Below are 18,944 nucleotides of genomic sequence, written 5' to 3' on the forward strand. Positions count from 1 at the left end.
GGGAGAGATATCCTATGACATGGTTAAAGGAAATCATTGGCACGGAAAAGGCGATTATTGCGATGTGCCATTTGCAGGCATTACCTGGAGATCCTCACTATGATGAGCAAAAAGGAATGGCTTATGTCTTGGAAGCTGCAAGAGCAGATCTGCTGGCTTTGCAGAACGGCGGAGTGGATGCAGTTATGTTCTCCAATGAATTCAGTCTCCCCTATCTGACAGATGTTCGGACCGAAACGGTGGCTGCGATGGCTCGGATCATCGGTGAGCTCATGTGTGATATCCGAATCCCCTTCGGTGTGAATGTATTGTGGGATGCCAAGAAGTCGCTTGATCTGGCTGCTGCTACAGGCGCATTGTTTGTTCGGGAAATCTTCACAGGTGTGTATGCCAGTGACTTCGGTCTATGGAACACGAACGTAGGAGAGACCATCCGCCATCAGAAACAGGTCGGTGCTTCCCATGTTAAGCTGCTGTTCAATATTGTGCCTGAAGCGGCCCAATATTTGGCCGGACGGGATATTGAGAGCATTGCCAGATCTACGGTGTTCAACAACCGCCCCGATGCGCTGTGTGTATCCGGCCTGACAGCCGGAGCAGAGACGGATGCTGAGGTGTTGAAACGGGTCAAAGACAAAGTTCCAGGGACGGTTGTGCTGGCGAACACCGGCATGCGCTTGGACAATCTGGAGCAACAGCTGAGTATTGCAGATGGAGCAGTGGTAGGGACAACCTTCAAATATGACGGCAAATTTGAGAATGCGGTAGATGAGCGGCGGGTAAAAGCGTTCATGGATAAAGTGAAAAGCTTTCGAGCTTCGAGTGGCGTTCTAGTAGAAGCGGTACAGCAGCCTTGAAGAACGTCCATAGTGCTGTGAAGGGCGGGGCAAGGTACAAGACGACGCATGCTGGTACAGAAATGGGTTCCGTCCAACTGAAGATCAGCAATATGGAGGAATCCGTTGAATTCTATACCCGAGTCATTGGACTTGAGGTTCTGAACCGGTATCACGGTCTGGTCCGCTTAACGGCAGACGGCATTCATCCCCTGATTGTATTGGAGGAAATTGCTGATGCCATCATTATGCCGGAACAGAGCTGCGCGGGTCTTTATCATTTTGCTCTGCTTGTGCCAACCAGACGGGATCTTGGCCTTGTACTACGGCATTTGCTGGATCTGAACGTTCAGCCAGGCTCTGCCGATCATGATGTAAGCGAAGCTTTATATCTGTCTGATCAAGATGGCAATGGCATTGAGATTTATTGGGATCGGCCCAAAGAAGACTGGACGATGCTGAGTAGTGGCGAGATTCACATGAGTGCCGAGCCGCTAAATCTGCACAGCCTGCTAGGTGAGGCGGGAGGAGAGACATGGAGCGGTATGGCCAGTGGCACCAAGATGGGACATGTCCACCTGCATGTTCGAAATGTAGTCGAATCCGAAGCTTTCTATAGCCGGCTTCTCGGATTTCAGCCGACGCTCCATTACGGACCCTCGGCGGTCTTTATCTCCGCCGGAGGTTATCATCATCATTTGGGATTGAATATATGGGCAGGGGCTAATGCCCCCTCACCACCGGAGAACGCGGTCGGATTGTCGCACTACACAATTGTTAATCCCGATCCCGGACATATTGAAGAAATTATCAATGAGCTGGAGAAACAGGATATAGCCGTGGATACCCGCGGAGATGGTTGGTACTTTCACGATCTCAATGGAATACAGGTACGCTTGACCACTTGTCCGATTTTATAAGAAACGTCAGGTTACGGGGGAGGGATACTTTTGAGGAATAAAACAGCAGAAGGACTGCGGCAAACGGTTTTTATGGGGCCGGCAATCATAGTCTTTGCAATCGTCGTGTTCTTCCCTTTCATCTACGGTATTTATTTCTCTATGACGGATTGGAACGGGATTTCCATAGGGCATTCCTGGGTCGGTCTGGACAATTACAAGTATCTGCTCAAGGATACTGATTTTCTCCGCGCATTCTGGTTAACCGCTCGGATCGCAGTGGTGATCACATTGTTAATGAACATCGCGGGTTTTGGAGTAGCACTCCTCTTAACCCGGAAACTGCGCTATCGCAACCTATATAGAACGGCATTCTTCTTGCCTAACGTATTGGGCGGTTTGGTTCTGGGTTTCGTCTGGCAATTTATTTTCACCAAAGGCTTTGAGTTAATTGGCGAGAAAACAGGTTGGACTTTGTTTGGAATTCCTTGGCTTGGCAACAGCACGACAGCTTTCTGGGCACTGGTGATCGTAAGCGTCTGGCAAGGCATGGGCTATGTCATGGTTATTTATATCACAGGCTTGTCAGGCATCTCCACGGAACTTCTGGAAGCAGCGCAAGTGGATCGGGCGAGTACCTGGGTGATATTGACCCGGATCAAGCTGCCACTTATTATGTCCTCGATCACAGTATGTCTGTTCTGGACGATCAATGTAGCCTTCAAAATATTCGACCTGAATATATCCCTGACCAATGGCGGCCCCTTTCGTTCCACTGAATTCGTGACCTTGAACATTTATAATGAGGCTTTCCGCAATAGTAATTTTGGTTTAGGCTCCGCAAAGGCGGTCACTTTTTTTATCGCAGTAGCCCTGATCACTTCTATTCAAGCCTATTTAACTAAACGCAAGGAGGTGGAGGCTTGATGAGGGCATCTTTAACGCAATCCCGGAGAATCCGTACAAGCTTGATCAATGATTCAGTGTCTCGCCCTCGCGGGATCCGTATCGGCTGGCTAGAAATTTCAATCGGCATCGTCGCCATTGCCTATCTGTTTCCCTTATACATTGTGTTGACCAACTCCTTGAAACCGATGAATGAATTGCTAAGCGACATGATCTCTTTTCCACAACAAATCATGTGGAATAATTATGTGCAAGCCTGGAATTTTCTCGATTTCCCCAAGGTTTTATCTAACTCTCTCCTCATCACCATCTTTAGTAATGCAGGTGCTGTTGTCTTCTCGGCGATGGCGGCCCACCAGATGGTGCGGCGCAAATATAAATTCAATAATATTATGTTTGCCATCTTTGTGGCATCCATGATTATTCCCTTACAGGCGGTCATGATTCCGCTGGTGATGATTGTTCGGCAAATCGGACTGATGGATTCAATATTCGGTATCGTCGTCTGTTATTGGGGTTTCAGTGTTTCCTTTTCGATCTTCCTGTTCCATGGTTTTGTGAAATCACTGCCGTATGAAATTGAAGAAGCTGCTTTAATAGACGGCTGCAACCCCTACACCCTGTTTGTCCGGATCGTGTTCCCGTTGCTTCGGCCGGTCGTAGCTACAGTTGTTATGCTCAATACCTTATGGTTTTGGAATGATTTTCTCTTACCTTTGCTTCTCTTGCAGAATCCAGATCTCAAAACAATACCCGTAGCTATCAATACATTGTTTGGACAGTATATGAAAAAATGGGATTTGGCTTTACCTGCAATGGTCATGGCGATGGCGCCGGCTGCCCTGTTCTTTCTGTTCCTACAGCGCCAGCTCATCGAGGGAATCACGAGCGGAAGCATCAAAGGATAACAATAAATTCTGTCCTGAAGAACGCAGCTGACTCTTCTATATAATCTGTACCAAACCATATTTCAAGGGGCATTAATCATGGGTAAATCGAAGGTTCTGTTCAAGGTTGCGGCGTTATGTACGGCAGTGATGGTAGTAGTTGCAGGATGTTCGACCAATGTCGCTAGTAATGACAGTGCCACGAGTACCACTGGTGCTTCTACTAATACGGGGGCCAGTGCAGCGCCAGCCTCGGGTGAGAAAGTAACTCTAAAGCTCTTATTGAATAAGACCGAGTCTGTTGAATCCTTTAAAGTATTGGAAAAGGAATATGAAACAGAATTCCCAAATGTAGATCTGCAAATCGACTTGACGATGGGCAGTGAATTCGGAGCTGCGCTGAAGACTAGGTTTGCCTCTGGACAAGGGCCGGATATTTTCTCATCTGCGGGATACAAAGACTTTGAACTCTGGAGTGAACGAGTTGAAGATTTGTCTGCTGAGCCATGGGTATCCGATGTGGTGGACGGTGCATCAGATGGGGCGTCGATCGATGGCAAGCTGTACGGATTTCCATTATCTATCGATGGTTACGGATTTATGTACAATAAAGATCTCTTTGCCAAAGCTGGAATCACTGAGCTGCCCACAACATTTACAGCTTTGAAGGAAGTTGTGAGTAAATTGAAAGCCGCTGACATTGCTCCATTTATTACTCCTTTTGGCGAATGGTACACACCGGGTGTCTTTGAAGCGAATAACCCCGTTGCCAAGCAGGTTGATCCGGATCAATTCTTTGCCGATCTTTCCTCTGGCGCGATCACGATCCCGAAGGCTCCCTTGTTTGATGATTGGTTGAATTTGTTCGAACTTGAGTTTAAGAATGCCCACAAAGAGCCGCTTTCTATCGATTACATGACTATGGTTACGGATTTCGCCAATGGAGAGGGGGCCATCACCAACGGTTGCGGATGCTCCCAGCCCCTCGTACTTGCTGCTAACCCCGATATTAATGTAGGTGTGATGCCGATGCCGATTAATGATGACGCAGTGTTGAATGACAAGATTTTCGTAGGCGTTTCGACATATTTATTGGTTAATAAAGATTCCAAAGTCAAAGACGCCGCTAAATCATTCTTAACCTGGCTAAGCTCCTCCAAAGAGGGTCAACGTCTCATTACTGAAGAGTTCGCCTATATTCCAGCTTTTAAGTCAATGCCTAGTAATGCAGAGAAATTGGGTCCACTCGGAACCGACATCAAAAAGTATATAGATGAAGGAAAGACGTTGGGACTTGAATACAATAAATATCCGGAAGGCTTGTCCACAGAATGGGGCTCTACTCTGCAGAAGTGGGTTGCTGGGGAAATCAACAGAACACAGGTGCTTGAAGAATTCCAGGCTTCCTGGGTTAAATTAGATAAATAAAGATGTTAAGTATCGGGAAGATCATAGCTCAATTGGAAAAAGGCTTACCACCCGCTACCCATGAATACGGCGCTTCAGAGTCTCTGTATGTGGAGATGCGGGATGGCAAGCATCTGATGACCCGTGTATACACACCTGTTGGGCAGGCATTATTAGGCTGGCCGGTGGTCTTGATCCGCTTTCATTATCCCGGCATGCTGGATTATCTTGAGCTGACCGCTAAGCTATGGACACGGTATGGTTATGCGGCAGTGTTGCAGAACTGTCGAGGAACGGGTGAATCAGAGGGAATATGGTCGCCATTTGTCAATGAGGAAGCAGATGGACTGGACACGCTGGAATGGTTAAAGTCCCAAGTATGGATGAACGGAAATATTGGCTTGTATGGTGATTCCTACCTGAGTGCCGTTCAATGGGTTGTAGCTGATAAATTGCCTGCTGAGGTGAAGGCGTTGGTCATTTCCGGCTTTACAACAGAACGCTATAGACAGAACTATATGAACGGAATGTTCCGGCATGATGTGTACACAGGCTGGGCGCTTAATAACGCTGGTGTTGGGAGGCTGGAGAAGTATTCGGCTGAGGAACTTTTTCAGACAGCTCTTTCCGTTCGTCCTCATATAGATATGGATATCCGGTTATTTGGGCAGGAACTTCCCTGGTATCGGGACTGGATTACTAATGTTAGTCCTGATGATGAATACTGGAGCACAGGCTTCTGGGCGGAGATGCAGCAAAAGCCTTACCATATTCAGACTCCTGTTCTGATGATGGATGGCTGGTTTGATCAGCACCTGGACGGCATGCTGCGCGATTATCAGAAGCTTCCGGAAGAGACTAGAGCCAAGAGCCGGTACATTATCGGCCCTTGGGTTCATTCACTGCAGAGCGCAGGAGATCTGGAGTATCCGCACAGTGAGATTAATCCTTTGTTGCAAGCCTTGGAATGGTTCAATCATTATCTGAAGGGCGAGGATTACGCGCAAGCCAAAGGTTGTGGAGAGACCTATGTCATTGGCGATGGAAACTGGAAGAAGTGGGAGGGCTGGATCATTCCATCAAGGGAGCAGGTATGGTACTTTAGTCAGGCCACTGTAGACAGCGGCGCTTTGATGGAGTATCCTACTGCTGAATCCGCTAAAGTATCGTTTCGATATGATCCGTACCATCCTGTTCCAACTGTAGGCGGAGCAGGACTGTTAAGATACTTATCAGGAGCGCCTGATGCTTCTAGAGCGGCAAGCGTGCTTCAGCCTTCTCCCGGGTATCGGCAAGATGTGATAAGCTTCATCTCAATGCCTTTGCCGGAGGACTTAACGATTACGGGTATGATCAAGGTTTATCTGTATATTAGCTCTGACGCTGAAGATACTGCCTTTACGGCTGTCCTCATGGAGCTGTTGCCCGATGGAAGGGCCTTTAACATTAGGGATGGTATTACTAGCCTGGCCTACAGCAATGGCTCAGTAAGACCTAAGACTTATACAGCCGGAGATATTCAGGAAGTTGGGATTGAACTATGGCCGATTACCTGGAAGCTGGGGAGAAATTCAAGACTTCGTCTTGATATTTCCTCTTCCAACTTCCCGGCCTATCATGCACATTTGAATGCGGAAGGTCCATGGGCGGAACAGCAAACTGCGAAAGTGGCTAACCAATCCATTTATTGTGGTGAAGCCTTTCCATCCCGTGTGGTTATCCCTTTCTATAATGAATGACAAGACTGGAGACCAAACATGAGCGAAACGATCAAGAGTTTAGCGGATTTTCCTGGAAATGGCTGGGCATGGATGAACGAGCCTAAGGAATGGTCCATCACTGAGAAGAAGTCAATTGCCATCACCGCCCCGCATGCCGCTGATTTTTTTAATGATCCGGCAACGAGCAGTAATGTATCCACAGCGCCCTTTCTGTATACGCCAGTCACAGGCGATTTTACTGCCGTGATGCAGCTAAGTGTAGTAATGAAAGAACAGTGTGACTCAGCCTGTCTGATGATGTGGCAGGACGAGCAGAATTGGGCCAAAATTTGCTTCGAATATATGGATAAGCAGCCTTCGATCGTTACGGTTATTACACGCGGAAGATCAGATGATTGCGTCTCGCGACAGGTGGCTGTTCCTGATCCATGGCTTCGCCTAGCGAGATTTGGCAACTGCTTTGCCTTTCATTATTCAGAGGATGGCATAGATTGGATGATCGTACGCTACTTTCAGCTAGATGTTCCCCAAGAGGTAAAGGTAGGTGTAGTCGTTCAAGCTCCGTTTGGTGTAGAATGTAAGGCCGTTGTTGATTCCTTGGATATCTATGTGAATACGAATGAGGATGTCCGCGTGGTGGATGGTGCAGTTAGAGCCCATTAGATAAGCGTTCAAAGCTAGTGTGAATTATATAACATCCCCCGAATTTACATGGGTCCCTAAGGGGCTACCCAATTAAATTCAGGGGATTTATTATGAGGATATAGGCGTTTCCACTTTGACTGCCGCGAACTCCCGCTCATAGATAGCATTCACCTTCTCTAGAATGGTCGGACCTTGTTCAATGAACTTCAGCTCTCGAACGTTTCCATTGACCAAGAAGACACCTGATGAATATTTGTCTGCCTGTAGAGCGGCTTCATACAATAATGTTGCACCTTTGGTCGGAGGTGCGAAGAAGAACTTCATCAGCGGCTTCAGATAGATCGGTATACCTGATTTCTTCCCTTTTCGCAGCGTATTGTTTGCTCCGGGGTCCACGCTCAATAGTTTAATTCCTTCGGCGGCAAACAGGGGGGCGAGCTCACGGGTCCATAAGGAAAGCGCCAGCTTGGAAGTGGCATATGATCCGTATAACTTAACGAATACTTCTGGACGCTCAAGCTTGTCGGGAGCAAATTCTTTGAGATATTTAAAAGCACTGGTAGAGGTGTTTATGACCGTCTTCATGTTTCCTCTCAGCAATTTCTCTTTCAGCTCCATTAGAATTACATAAGGCACGACCGTATGCAGCTCGAACTGCTTCTCGCGTCCCTGCTTGGAATAGCTTAATTCCGGCAGACTGCCGCCCGCATTATTGAACAGTAAATCAATCTTGTCTACTTCTGCTGTGATCTGCTTGAGCGCAAGCTGCAAACTGTCGAAGTCGGTTAGTTCTGCCTTATAGAATCGCAGCTGCTTGTTGCGTAGTGCCTCCTTAATTGAAGTATCGTCCTCGGGGAATGCGGAACGGATGAGAGCAATGACCTGCCAGCCGTCAGACAGCAGCTTCCGAGTTATCGCAAGTCCAATTCCGTTATTTGCGCCTGTGATAAGGGCGGTTCGATGGCCTGGTGGGGTTGTCATTAATTATTCCTCCATGGAAAATTGATAGTTAATCAGCTTGCGTTGCTAAACCAACAATCGTTGTTAAGATGCTGCTTATCTAGTATACTAAGGCTTAAGAAATAGGGGGTCAACCAGCAGAATCGATGTTCTGTATACTTTAGCAACACTGAGTCAGATCTGTTGGTAAAGTTGTTCCATACCATGAGGATAGGGTGGATGTATGATAGCTAATGAGAATGATCCACGTGTAATACGTTCCAAACAGTTAATTAAAGATGCCTTTACCAAGCTCATGATGGATCGTGATTTCGAGTCGATCACCGTGAAGGATATCACGGAGCTAGCCACCATTAACCGAGCTACCTTCTATGCGCACTATGTGGATAAGTACATGCTGTTGGAAGTGCTTTTTCTGGAGTTCTTTGACCAAACCCTTGCCAGAAACAAGATTGATGACAGTTCCTTTAGTATTGAAACCTTGGAGAAATTAATAATGGCCGTCTGCGACTACTTCATGTATATTAACAATGCCTGTAGAAAGATTAGTTCATCCGTGATGTCCCTCATGGAAGAGAAAATCATCTCCCGCTTGGCTGCCTTCATTGAGGGAATCGCTAAACCATGCGTTGCTGAGCCGGAGCATTTCTCAGAAGAATTAGAGCTTTCCATTATTATTGTGAGCTGGTCGATTTATGGAGTTGCTTTACAGTGGAACAACCACAAAACTTCTTCGAAAGAGGAATTAGCAGTGAAGTCGGCTAAGCTGATCCAGCATGGAGCAAATGGATTGCTACTCTTATCTACTGCCAAGGGGGTATCTTAAATGAAAAAAATATTATTTAGGATTGCAATGACGTTATTGTTGTTCATTTTTATTGCCATCGTATTGTGCTTCTATTTGAATCAGTTCACGTATGCTTACGGATTAATCATGGTGCTGTTCATCGTATTTGCTGGAATGGGGCAGCTATCTAAGCTGAAGAATGAAGAATATATGTATCATAAGTTAAATAGATCTGATGAATATGAGGATTATACCCGCTAAAGACAGCCAGCCCCGATCACTCGGAGGCTGGCTATTTTTTTACTGTGGTAAATGGCAGATCATATTTGTCCATTGCCAAACTAAGGGAATATAAATTACAATACTATAAAGAATGGTATTGATAATGATAATCAATTTCATAGAAGAGTTGTTATTAAACTCAGATTTGGGGGAGAACAAAGTGAGCAAAACACTGGAATTATATGATGTCACGATTATTGGCGGGGGACCTGCGGGGATGTATGCTGCTTTTTATAGTGGAATGAGAGATTTGAAGACAAAGCTGATTGAAGCGAAAGAAGAACTTGGCGGGAGGATGCTTATTTATCCCGAGAAAATGATCTGGGACGTAGGGGGTGTGACTCCGATTCTATGCCGTCAGCTGATCGATCAGCTAGGGGAGCAGGCGCTGACATTCGATCCAACTCTCGTGCTAGGGCAGCAGATTACGAATCAAGAGCGACAGGAGGACGGAACCTATATACTGACCACGGCCACCGGAGAGAAGCATTGGACACGGACGGTGATTCTGGCGATTGGTTATGGAATTCTGCAAATGGCGAAGCTTGAAATTGCGGGTGCAGATTGTTACGAGGTCACGAATCTGCATTATACCGTTCAGGAGCTGGAGCCCTTTCGAGGCAAGCGGGTGCTGATCTCTGGAGGTGGGGACTCGGCAGTGGATTGGGCCAATGAGCTAGAGCCAGTTGCAGCAAGTGTAACAATCGTACACCGTCGTGAGCAATTCGGTGGCCATGAGCAGAATATCGCGCGCATGAAATCTTCAACGGTCGATGTGCGAGTGCCTTACGCTGTGAGTCATCTGCAGAGCAGCAACGGAGAAACTATTGATCAGGTAACGATCAGTCATATGGAAACGGGGGAGACCGAGCAGCTCGAGGTGGACGCAGTGATCGTGAATCATGGTTTGAAAAGTGATTTCGGGCCGCTGAAGGAATGGGGCCTGGATATGGGTGAATGGTGTGCGAATGTCAACAGCCAACTGGAGACTAATCTGCCGGGTATCTTCGCTGCCGGTGACTTTGTAGACCACAGCAGCAAGGTCCGCCTGATTGCCGGCACTTTCACTGATGCTGTTCTAGCGCTCAACAGTGCCAAGTTGTACATGGACCCGTCAGCTCCCAAAGTGGCTTATGTATCCTCTCATAATGAACGTTTCAAGGAAAAGAACAAAGCGTTAGGCGTAGGCGATGATCATTAGATGAGGGAAATGTAGTCTTCCACTTCGAAGCTGTAAAAGCTACAAAAACGAGTCAGTCTCTGGATTATTGGAGACTGACTCGTTTTTGTTTTATGGAGTAAGCGATTGGAGCAACGGTCCGTTCGCGGAGCGGCCATTTCATGGCTTATAGTTTCTTCTGGATTCCATAAGTTGCATAAAAATAATGCTGAACGCGAATAGTATCTTCAGGAGGTGAGGTTGATGTCTATTTCCAGCAGCTTAACAGATAATCTGGATCAACTCATAGAAAGACTGGGGAACAGTCCTGATATTATCATTCGGAAGTTCACCTTGATGACTGCACAGATTCAAGTTGCTGCTATATATGTTGAAGGCCTTATCGAGAACACTATGGTTGAAAAGTATGTTGGGCATATGATGTCATTTGATTCTTTTGACGATAGCGATCCGGAAATAACCTCAGCGCAAGATATTTTTACATTTATGAAAGAAAAAGCACGAAACATAAATGAAGAAAAGATTATCAAGGATTGGGATGTGCTATTTGAAGCTTTGTTCTCCGGGAATACGATTCTTCTGATCGATGGAATTGGAGAAGCGATAAGAGGAAACACAAGTGGTGGTGAGGTTAGATCGGTTACGGAAGCCACTACCCAGGTAGCGATCCGTGGTTCTAAAGAAAGTTTTACGGAATCCTTAGGGACAAATCTCTCTCTGGTACGCAGGAAAATAAAAAGCCCCAACTTATGGATTGAAACGATGAAAATCGGTGACGTGACCCAAACAAATGTCTCAATCATGTATATTCATGGCATTGTTAACGATAAAGCCCTTCTGGCCTTGAAAAAAAAACTGCAGGCTATTGACGTTGATGCCATTTTGGAATCAGGCTACATCGAACAATTAATTGAAGATAATGTGTACTCTCCATTTCCAACCTTATATAACACGGAGCGCCCGGATAGTGTTGCCGGAAATTTACTGGAGGGTAGGATTGCTATTTTTGTGGATGGCACGCCTTTTGTTTTGATTGCTCCAACTTCATTTTTTATGTTTTTCCATGCTGTTGAAGATTATTATCAACGGTTTGATATTGCCTCATTGATTCGCTTATTAAGATTTATGTGTCTAATTATTTCGTTATTTGGTCCCGCTGTGTTTGTTGCTGCGCTCAATTTTCATCAGGAAATGATTCCCACCTCACTGTTAATTAACTTGGCCTCGCAAAGAGAGGGCGTTCCTTTCCCGGCATTTGTTGAAGCGCTCATGATGGAGGTTACTTTCGAGATTATCCGTGAAGCTGGAATTCGTATGCCATCCCCCATTGGCCAGACTGTATCCATTATTGGCGGCTTAGTGTTGGGACAGGCTGCAGTACAAGCTGGAATTATCTCACCTGCGATGGTAATCGTTGTTTCGCTAACGGGTATCTCCAGCTTTGCGACACCCGCCTTTAATATGGCTCTTTCGATACGAATCCTCCGCTTTTTTATAATGTTTATCGCGGCATTCATGGGGCTGTATGGCATATCGATCCTCCTCTTTATTTTGATTGCTCATATGTGCAGTCTGCGCTCCCTCGGATTTCCATTTATGACTCCTTTGGGTCCATTTATTGCCGAGAACCAGGGAGACTCGCTCATCCGTGTTCCCTTGAAATTTATGAGGAAACGGCCACGAATGATCAGCCAAAAGAATATTACACGTATGGCAACAGATAAGGGGAATCGGGGAGATTCAGATGAAAGTTAAATGGATTATACAACCTCCCATTTATATGGTAATGCTATTACTGTTGACAAGTTGCTGGAACAGCAGAGAACTCAATGATATGGCCATAGTCACTGGTATAGGAATGGATAAAGTCCCGAATACAGAGGAGTATGTGGTTACCTTTCAAATTGTTAATCCTTCAGCAACAGCTACGAGTGTGGGTGTAAGTACAGGCCAGCCGCCGATTACAGTCTACACATCAACTGATCGGACCTTATTTGGAGCCTTGCGTAAAACATCAAAAAAGGTAGCAAGACAGCTTTTTTTTGCACATACACAGCTTCTGGTTATTGGAGAATCTCTGGCAAAGAGCGGAATAAACGGCATATTTGACGTATTTGAAAGATCTCACGAGCTTCGGCTTAACTCTATAGTAATTGTATCCAGGGAAACGGACGCATCTTCTGTTCTGAAAATACTGTTACCCATCGAGAGCATCCCCGCACTGGCTGTGGTTAAGAAGAATAAGAATACGGCTAAATTATGGGGCGAAAATAGGGCAATAAGTGTATTCGAGCTCATTAACAGTATAACTGGCGAAGGGGAACCGGTTATCAGTGGAGTTCGGATCTTTGGGGATTTGGTAAAAGGAAGGAAGAAAACATATCTGGAACAAAGTGAAGTAGAGGCGGTCATATCTGTGAGCGGGTTGGCTGTATTTAAGGAAGGAAAGCTGAAGGGTTGGCTGGATGGTCCAGAGGCTAGGGGGACGTTATGGGTTCAGAATAAAATAGAACAGACCAGTATTAATATCGATTCTGAGAAAAAACAAGATTCGATTGCCATCGATATTAGTCATTCAAAAACAAAAGTGAAGGTTAAGCTTAGGGAAGGGGTGCCGGTCTTTCACATCTACATCGATGAGGAAGGTTCTGTAATTGAGTCGCAAGATTTTGTAGACTTAAGCAAGAGAAAAGAACTCCAAAAATTGGAAGTGGAACTCGCAAAGAAGACAAAAGAAGAAGTGGTGAAATCTTTGCAAGCTGCACAGAGCATGGGCTGTGATATTTTCAATTTTGGAGATGAATTAAAGCGTAAAGATCCAAAGGCATGGGAAACCGTGAAGAACCAATGGTCAGATATATTTGCCAAAGGGGAACTTGATGTCCATGTGCAAGTATACATTCGCAGTACAGGAATGAGATTAAAGCCATTCCTGCCCAATACAGATTAACAGGTATCAGCTGGAAAGGTGGGGCAATCCGCATTATGAGAAAAGAAGTTATTAGTGCCAGTCAATTATTTTCCATGATTTTTTTGTTTGAAATGGGTACGGCGCTCGTTGTTCCAATAGGCCTTGAAAGTGGACATGCCGTCTGGATATCCATATTGTTCGCCCTGCCTGGAGGCATTCTGTTATTTCTTGTTTATATTTATTTACATCGACAATACCCTAAGCTGATCATCAGTGGGTATACTCAGAAAATTTTGGGCAGATTCCTGGGTTGGCCACTAAGCTTATTATATATTCCGATTTTTATGTATAATGGCTCCAGAAACTTACGAGAAGCCGGAGACTTGTTAATAGCTTCTTCCTATGACCGAACGCCCATATTTATCATTAATGCCATGATGATCATCGCGGTGATCTATATACTGCGTAAAGGCATTGAAGTTTTTTCCAGAACAGCTGAAATCTATTTGCTGATCATTTTTGCGATGGGTTTAATTTGCTGCTTTGTGGTTATAGCTGCAGGCCTCATTAAATTCGAAAATTTGTTTCCACTACATGCGAAGGACTGGAGGGATGCATTAACTTCAGCTTATCCTAGTATTTGGATTTTTCCGTATGGTGAACTCGTATGCTTTACTACAATATTAACTCATATCAGCAAGTTTCGTGTGGCCAAGCGGACGGGGATTGCGGCAATCACGCTAAGCGGTCTACTGCTCAGTTTCACACATGCTATCGAAATATCGGCACTTGGAAGCGATATTTACGCCAGAGCTACTTTTCCATTGTTCACAACGATCACTTTAGTTAATTTGGCAAATTTCATTCAAAGGTTGGACGCGCTTGTTATGTTAACCTTAATTATCGGTGTTTTCTTCAAAATGACTATTTACTGTTACACTGCTATGGCAGTGACTGCGGATTTATTTAAGGTGAAGGATATGCGGAAATTGGCGGTTCCTATAGGAATTGTAGTTCTCTTTAGTTCATTTGCCAGCGCAGAGAATTATTCCATTCATCTGGAGGAAGGAAAAGTTTTCATGAAATATATATTGACATACATGTGTGCAGGCATTCCCATAATGCTGTTCATTGTACATTACATACGTAAAAGTCTGGGTTTTTTGAAATGACATCATTTAGTTCTTTGTTTACGTTTCTTAAAGGAATCGGTTATAGCGTTAATAAAGGGAAGGCAAATAAAGACAACCATAAGTATACTTTCTTGTATGTTTGTGTTGACAAAGGCGCCATAGATGGAGTGGAAAGACATCGAAAGACTTAGTCCTGACAATAGATCAATGATGACAATAATAGACAGTCCCAAAAAGGCGAGCAGGAAATAAAGAAATAAGATCTTCATGTTGGGAAATCTCCTTAGAATAGAAATGTGATGATTCAGTCTGGAAATAGTAGACTAAAGCTATTATTTCCACTTGAGTAAGTCCGTAATCATTGAAAATAACCTCGCACATCAACGAGCGGTATTCCTATTGACGCTAAGCACTCTTATTAGTAGAGTTTATAATACTCCGGTAGTGGAGGATTATTGGGCAAGAGGGAGATGATATTCCATGACGACCTGGAATCTGCAAGGGACGGTAAGCCATTTGCTAATCTGTAACGGAAGCAGTTGTAAGAAGAATAAAGGCGAAGAGGTTGCCGAAGCCATAGAGGATGAGATAGAGAAGCAAGGTGCGCAGAGTCTTATCCATACGACTGTGACCCGTTGTAATGGGCGATGCGATGATGCCTGTGTAGTTATCGCTTACCCAGAAGGTGTGTGGTATAAAGAAATAACGCCCAAATCAGCAAAAGCTTTGGTGCGGAAGCATTTGCAAGGCGAGCGGCTTGAAGAGCAGGTTGTATATACCTATGATGAAATGCTGATAGCAGCAACTGAACGGGGTGCTAAAGGCAAGAAGAAAAAGTAACAGTAACAGTAACAGTAACAGTAACAGTAACAGCCCTCTTTTCATACGGACTCAATAAGTAAAAATTACAGTGAATATGATCAAAATACCGTCAAAGTGCTGACGGTATTTTTTTTATAATAAATACATATTCAGGTGAGACCTATAAACGAAACAATTGAGGTGTAGACAATGGGGCAAAATATTGAGACTTTAACGCAAAAGCCGCCAACTGTGCGCAAACGCAAAGGGTGGTCACTGCAAAAAGGGGAAACGCTGTCAGGTTTTCTGTTTGTAAGCCCGATGCTGATCGGAGTATCCATTCTGGTGCTGATCCCGATTATAGCTACGATGGTGCTTGGCTTTGCTGACTGGAACTTTGTTCAAGGCTTTGATGGCATCCGCTGGGTGGGGTTGCAGAATTTCATCAACCTGTTTCAGGATGAGATGTTTATCCGCTCGATTCGCAACAACTTTATCTTTCTGCTGACCGTGCCGATTTACTTGCTGGTGTCCATGGTGCTGGCGGTACTAATCGACCGTTATGTGTATCTGAAAGGTTATTTCAAAATTGCCTATTTCGTTCCCTATGTATCCATGACTGTAGCGGTAGCCGTAGTTTGGCAGGTGCTGTTCCAGCCTTCGTACGGGCCAATTAATGAAATGCTGAAGGCGATCGGAATATCCGATCCACCGAAATGGATTGCTGATCCGCATTTTGCGCTGATCTCGATCATGATGATCTCCATTTGGATATCCATCGGGTTCAATATGATTATCTATATCGCCGGGCTGCAGTCCATTCCGAAGGATTTGTATGAAGCTGCGGATATTGATGGCGCTAACGCCTGGACGAAGTTTAGACGGATTACCTTTCCATTGCTGTCCCCGACTTCTTTTTTCCTGCTTGTAACGGGAATAATCGCTACTTTTAAGGTATTCGATATTATCGCCGTCATGACGCAAGGGGGGCCCATTGGCTCGACAACCATGATGGTTTGGTATTTATATGATACAGCCTTTGTGAATCTCAAAGTCGGTTACGCTTCGGCGATCGCAGTTGTGCTGTTTGTCTTCGTGCTATTGATTACCTTTGGCCAATGGTTGGCTGAGAAGAAATGGGTCAATTACTAAAGAGAGAGTGAGGGGAGAGAAATTATGCAAACGCGCGAAGGCCTCAACTGGCGCAAGCTTGTAGTTACAATTCTTATGTTCGCAGGAAGTGTTCTGTTTCTGCTGCCATTCATATGGATGCTTATTACCTCGTTCAAAATAGAGACAGATGTCTTCACCTATCCGATTCAGTGGATTCCCAAGCACTGGAATGCTATTGAGAACTATAAGGAAGTCTGGTTCGGGGATTATCCATTCCCTTTATATTATTGGAATTCAATTAAAGTGGCAGTGATTACCACAGTAGTATCATGTCTCATATCTGCAATGGCCGCCTACGGGTTTTCCAAAATCAAATTTGCTGCCAGCAACTTTCTCTTTATGATCGTGCTTGTGACGTACATGATTCCAGGACAAGCCATTCTGATTCCCCAATTTATTCTGTATCGTAATATTGGGCTGTTCGACAGCCATCTGGGCTTGATTATGCTCGGCAGCTTTAGCGTATTGGGCACATTCATGCTGCGCCAATTTTTTATGGGACTGCATCAGGAATTTATTGAATCCGCCAAAATCGATGGAGCGGGTCATGCCCGTATTTTCTGGTCTATCGCCATGCCGCTAGTTAAGCCAGCTGTCGCCACTTATGCTATCCTGCGATTTATCTGGACCTGGAATGATTATCAGAATCCGCTAATCTTCATAAGAAGCGATAACCTGTTGACCCTGCCGATTGCGATCCAGAAATTCACTTCAATGAGTGGAGAATTCTATTCCTTAATTATGGCGGCAGCCGTATCTGCTATACTCCCATTAATTATTATCTTCATCATCGGTCAAAAAAGCGTTATCGAAGGCATCGCACTTGGCGGTGTGAAAGGGTAATAAAAAATACGGAATGAATAGCCATTTTAAATAGAAGTAAAAATAGTTTGGAAAAAGTAAATATTGTTTCATGCCCCTTGTGAAAGCGTATTCTATACTTTAGTAGTGAGACAGTGATCATAAATTAAATGCTCATAAAATTGTAGGAGGGTTATACATGATGAAGAGAAAAGTTTGGGCAGGCGCAATTACAGGGGTGCTGATGTTAAGCCTGCTATCCGGCTGCGGTGGCTCGAACAACAATAACGCGGCTAACGGAAATGCGGCCTCCCCGGATGCAACTAAAGGTACAAATGCTGCTGCAGAAAAGATTAATCTGCGCTTGTACACGTACGGCACGGAAGAAGCTTATAACTGGAAGCATACGCTGGATGCGTATCATGCATTAGAACCGAATGTTACGGTGGAGCTTGTTCAGTTAAGTGAAAAGGGCGATACGCAGGAGGCTTCCAAGAAGCTTGACCTAGAGGCGGCATCCTCTGCGCAGATGGATGTTCTGATGTTCAGTGATGCAGCGGGGTATGCTCAACGTGTAGCGCTTGGTATGGCTGAACCACTCGATGATTATATTGCTAAAGACGGTTACAAGGTAGAGGAAGATTACAAGGTGGATACCCATCTGGATGGCAAGGTTTATGCACTTCCAGGCAAGTTTAATCCCTGGTATGTGCTGCTGAACAAGAACCAGTTGGATAAGGCTGGTCTTGCGGTTCCTACCGATTGGACTTGGGATGATTTTGCCGACTATGCGAAGAAATTGACTACAGGTGAAGGGGCTCAGAAACGTTATGGTGCTTACTTCCATGGCCCACAGGCAGGCGGCTGGATGGAATTCCTGAAGCTGAAGATGGAGAACCAACCACAGAATGCTGAATTCCTGAAAGCAGATGGTACTTCCAATCTGGATGATCCTAACTTCAAGGCTACGCTTGAGCTGAGACTGAGAATGGAGAAAGAAGATCAATCTTCGGTTCCCTATTCCGATATGATCTCGCAGAAGCTGGCTTACCGGACTCAATTCTTCAATGAATCCGCCAGCATGCTGTTGATCGGAAGCTGGATGAATACGGAAATCGGCGGAACGGAAAAGGTGCCTTTGAACTTTAATGTTGCGGTTGCTCCATTCCCTAAGAATAATGCTGCGGATGAAAATGGACTGACTCCAGTTACAACGGACTATGTAGCGGTAGCTGCTAAATCCAAGAACAAGGAAGCCGCTTATAAATTTGTACGCTGGTATACAACAGAAGGACAATTGGTTCAAGGCAAGAACATCCCAGCCTGGAGCAAGGTAACTAGTGATCAGGTAGAAGGTATTATCGATACGATCCTAGCTGGCACTAAAAACCCGGAAAAGGTTGATAAAAAATCATTGGTAGACACATTAGTAGCTTCGAAAGCATCGGCTATTATTCCTCCGGCAACTTATCAAGCAGAGGTCTACAAGGCGATAAACGAAGAATACGAGAAAATGATTCTTGGCAATCAGGATGTGGACACAACGGTCAAGAATTCCCAGGACCGGGTGAATAAGATTATTGCCGCCAACAAAAAATAAATTTATTGGTATAAT

Annotated in this window: 19 protein-coding genes; 17 read left to right on the top strand and 2 right to left on the bottom strand. The window is 45.0% G+C overall.

Annotated features, from left to right (window positions below; genetic code table 11):
* The first annotated feature begins 14 nt into the window (after window positions 1–14).
* From H1230_RS10925 to H1230_RS10955, 7 genes are all read left to right on the top strand, one after another.
* The gene (locus tag H1230_RS10925) at window positions 15–857 is read left to right on the top strand and encodes a BtpA/SgcQ family protein (RefSeq protein WP_239715493.1); all 843 of its coding nucleotides are present in this window, start codon (window positions 15–17) and stop codon (window positions 855–857) included.
* Window positions 854–1,756: a VOC family protein gene (locus H1230_RS10930; RefSeq protein ID WP_239715494.1), complete on the top strand. Its 903-nt coding sequence runs from the start codon at window positions 854–856 to the stop codon at window positions 1,754–1,756. The genes H1230_RS10925 and H1230_RS10930 overlap by 4 nt, the downstream gene beginning before the upstream one ends.
* Window positions 1,757–1,786: 30 nt before the next feature.
* A complete protein-coding gene (locus tag H1230_RS10935) occupies window positions 1,787–2,662 on the top strand; it encodes a carbohydrate ABC transporter permease (protein WP_345773414.1) in 876 nt (291 codons plus the stop codon).
* A complete protein-coding gene (locus tag H1230_RS10940) occupies window positions 2,662–3,549 on the top strand; it encodes a carbohydrate ABC transporter permease (protein ID WP_239715495.1) in 888 nt (295 codons plus the stop codon). The genes H1230_RS10935 and H1230_RS10940 overlap by 1 nt, the downstream gene beginning before the upstream one ends.
* Before the next feature lie 78 nt (window positions 3,550–3,627).
* Window positions 3,628–4,956, top strand: a complete 1,329-nt coding sequence (locus H1230_RS10945) for an ABC transporter substrate-binding protein (protein WP_239715496.1) — start codon at window positions 3,628–3,630, stop codon at window positions 4,954–4,956.
* Window positions 4,957–4,988: 32 nt separating this feature from the next.
* The gene (locus H1230_RS10950) at window positions 4,989–6,674 is read left to right on the top strand and encodes a CocE/NonD family hydrolase (RefSeq protein ID WP_239715497.1); all 1,686 of its coding nucleotides are present in this window, start codon (window positions 4,989–4,991) and stop codon (window positions 6,672–6,674) included.
* Between the two features lie 18 nt (window positions 6,675–6,692).
* Window positions 6,693–7,319 (top strand): DUF1349 domain-containing protein, encoded by a 627-nt coding sequence (locus H1230_RS10955; RefSeq protein ID WP_239715498.1) that lies wholly within the window; start codon window positions 6,693–6,695, stop codon window positions 7,317–7,319.
* Between the two features lie 90 nt (window positions 7,320–7,409).
* Here H1230_RS10955 and H1230_RS10960 read toward each other — a convergent pair whose 3' ends face one another.
* Window positions 7,410–8,282, bottom strand: a complete 873-nt coding sequence (locus tag H1230_RS10960) for an SDR family NAD(P)-dependent oxidoreductase (protein ID WP_239715499.1) — start codon at window positions 8,280–8,282, stop codon at window positions 7,410–7,412.
* A gap of 202 nt (window positions 8,283–8,484) precedes the next feature.
* On the opposite strand from H1230_RS10960, the gene H1230_RS10965 reads away from it, so the two are divergent.
* The 6 genes from H1230_RS10965 to H1230_RS10990 all read left to right on the top strand — a co-directional run bounded on the left by H1230_RS10965 (window position 8,485) and on the right by H1230_RS10990 (window position 14,593).
* Window positions 8,485–9,087 carry a TetR family transcriptional regulator gene (locus H1230_RS10965; protein ID WP_239715500.1) on the top strand — a complete coding sequence of 201 codons (603 nt, stop codon included), beginning with the start codon at window positions 8,485–8,487 and terminating at the stop codon, window positions 9,085–9,087.
* The gene (locus H1230_RS10970; protein ID WP_239715501.1) at window positions 9,088–9,309 is read left to right on the top strand and encodes a hypothetical protein; all 222 of its coding nucleotides are present in this window, start codon (window positions 9,088–9,090) and stop codon (window positions 9,307–9,309) included.
* A gap of 181 nt (window positions 9,310–9,490) precedes the next feature.
* Window positions 9,491–10,531 (top strand): NAD(P)/FAD-dependent oxidoreductase, encoded by a 1,041-nt coding sequence (locus tag H1230_RS10975; RefSeq protein ID WP_239715502.1) that lies wholly within the window; start codon window positions 9,491–9,493, stop codon window positions 10,529–10,531.
* Window positions 10,532–10,753: 222 nt separating this feature from the next.
* Window positions 10,754–12,265 carry a spore germination protein gene (locus H1230_RS10980; protein WP_239715503.1) on the top strand — a complete coding sequence of 504 codons (1,512 nt, stop codon included), beginning with the start codon at window positions 10,754–10,756 and terminating at the stop codon, window positions 12,263–12,265.
* The gene (locus H1230_RS10985) at window positions 12,255–13,460 is read left to right on the top strand and encodes a Ger(x)C family spore germination protein (RefSeq protein WP_239715504.1); all 1,206 of its coding nucleotides are present in this window, start codon (window positions 12,255–12,257) and stop codon (window positions 13,458–13,460) included. Before H1230_RS10980 ends, H1230_RS10985 begins: the two co-directional genes overlap by 11 nt.
* 35 nt (window positions 13,461–13,495) lie before the next feature.
* Window positions 13,496–14,593, top strand: a complete 1,098-nt coding sequence (locus tag H1230_RS10990) for a GerAB/ArcD/ProY family transporter (RefSeq protein ID WP_239715505.1) — start codon at window positions 13,496–13,498, stop codon at window positions 14,591–14,593.
* A gap of 2 nt (window positions 14,594–14,595) precedes the next feature.
* Here the strand turns inward: H1230_RS10990 and H1230_RS10995 are convergent, their stop codons facing one another.
* The gene (locus H1230_RS10995; RefSeq protein ID WP_239715506.1) at window positions 14,596–14,823 is read right to left on the bottom strand and encodes a YczF family membrane protein; all 228 of its coding nucleotides are present in this window, start codon (window positions 14,821–14,823) and stop codon (window positions 14,596–14,598) included.
* A gap of 211 nt (window positions 14,824–15,034) precedes the next feature.
* Between H1230_RS10995 and H1230_RS11000 the strand changes: the two genes are divergently transcribed.
* The 4 genes from H1230_RS11000 to H1230_RS11015 all read left to right on the top strand — a co-directional run bounded on the left by H1230_RS11000 (window position 15,035) and on the right by H1230_RS11015 (window position 18,929).
* Window positions 15,035–15,394, top strand: coding sequence for a (2Fe-2S) ferredoxin domain-containing protein (locus H1230_RS11000; RefSeq protein ID WP_239715507.1), 360 nt, complete (start codon window positions 15,035–15,037; stop codon window positions 15,392–15,394).
* 171 nt (window positions 15,395–15,565) lie between these two features.
* A complete protein-coding gene (locus H1230_RS11005) occupies window positions 15,566–16,507 on the top strand; it encodes a carbohydrate ABC transporter permease (protein ID WP_239715508.1) in 942 nt (313 codons plus the stop codon).
* 24 nt (window positions 16,508–16,531) lie between these two features.
* The gene (locus H1230_RS11010) at window positions 16,532–17,371 is read left to right on the top strand and encodes a carbohydrate ABC transporter permease (protein ID WP_239715509.1); all 840 of its coding nucleotides are present in this window, start codon (window positions 16,532–16,534) and stop codon (window positions 17,369–17,371) included.
* A 157-nt stretch (window positions 17,372–17,528) separates the two neighbouring features.
* Window positions 17,529–18,929, top strand: a complete 1,401-nt coding sequence (locus H1230_RS11015; RefSeq protein WP_239715510.1) for an ABC transporter substrate-binding protein — start codon at window positions 17,529–17,531, stop codon at window positions 18,927–18,929.
* Window positions 18,930–18,944 lie beyond the last annotated feature (15 nt).

This window comes from Paenibacillus sp. 19GGS1-52 (genome assembly GCF_022369515.1).
In the GTDB taxonomy this organism is placed as follows: domain Bacteria; phylum Bacillota; class Bacilli; order Paenibacillales; family Paenibacillaceae; genus Paenibacillus_AQ.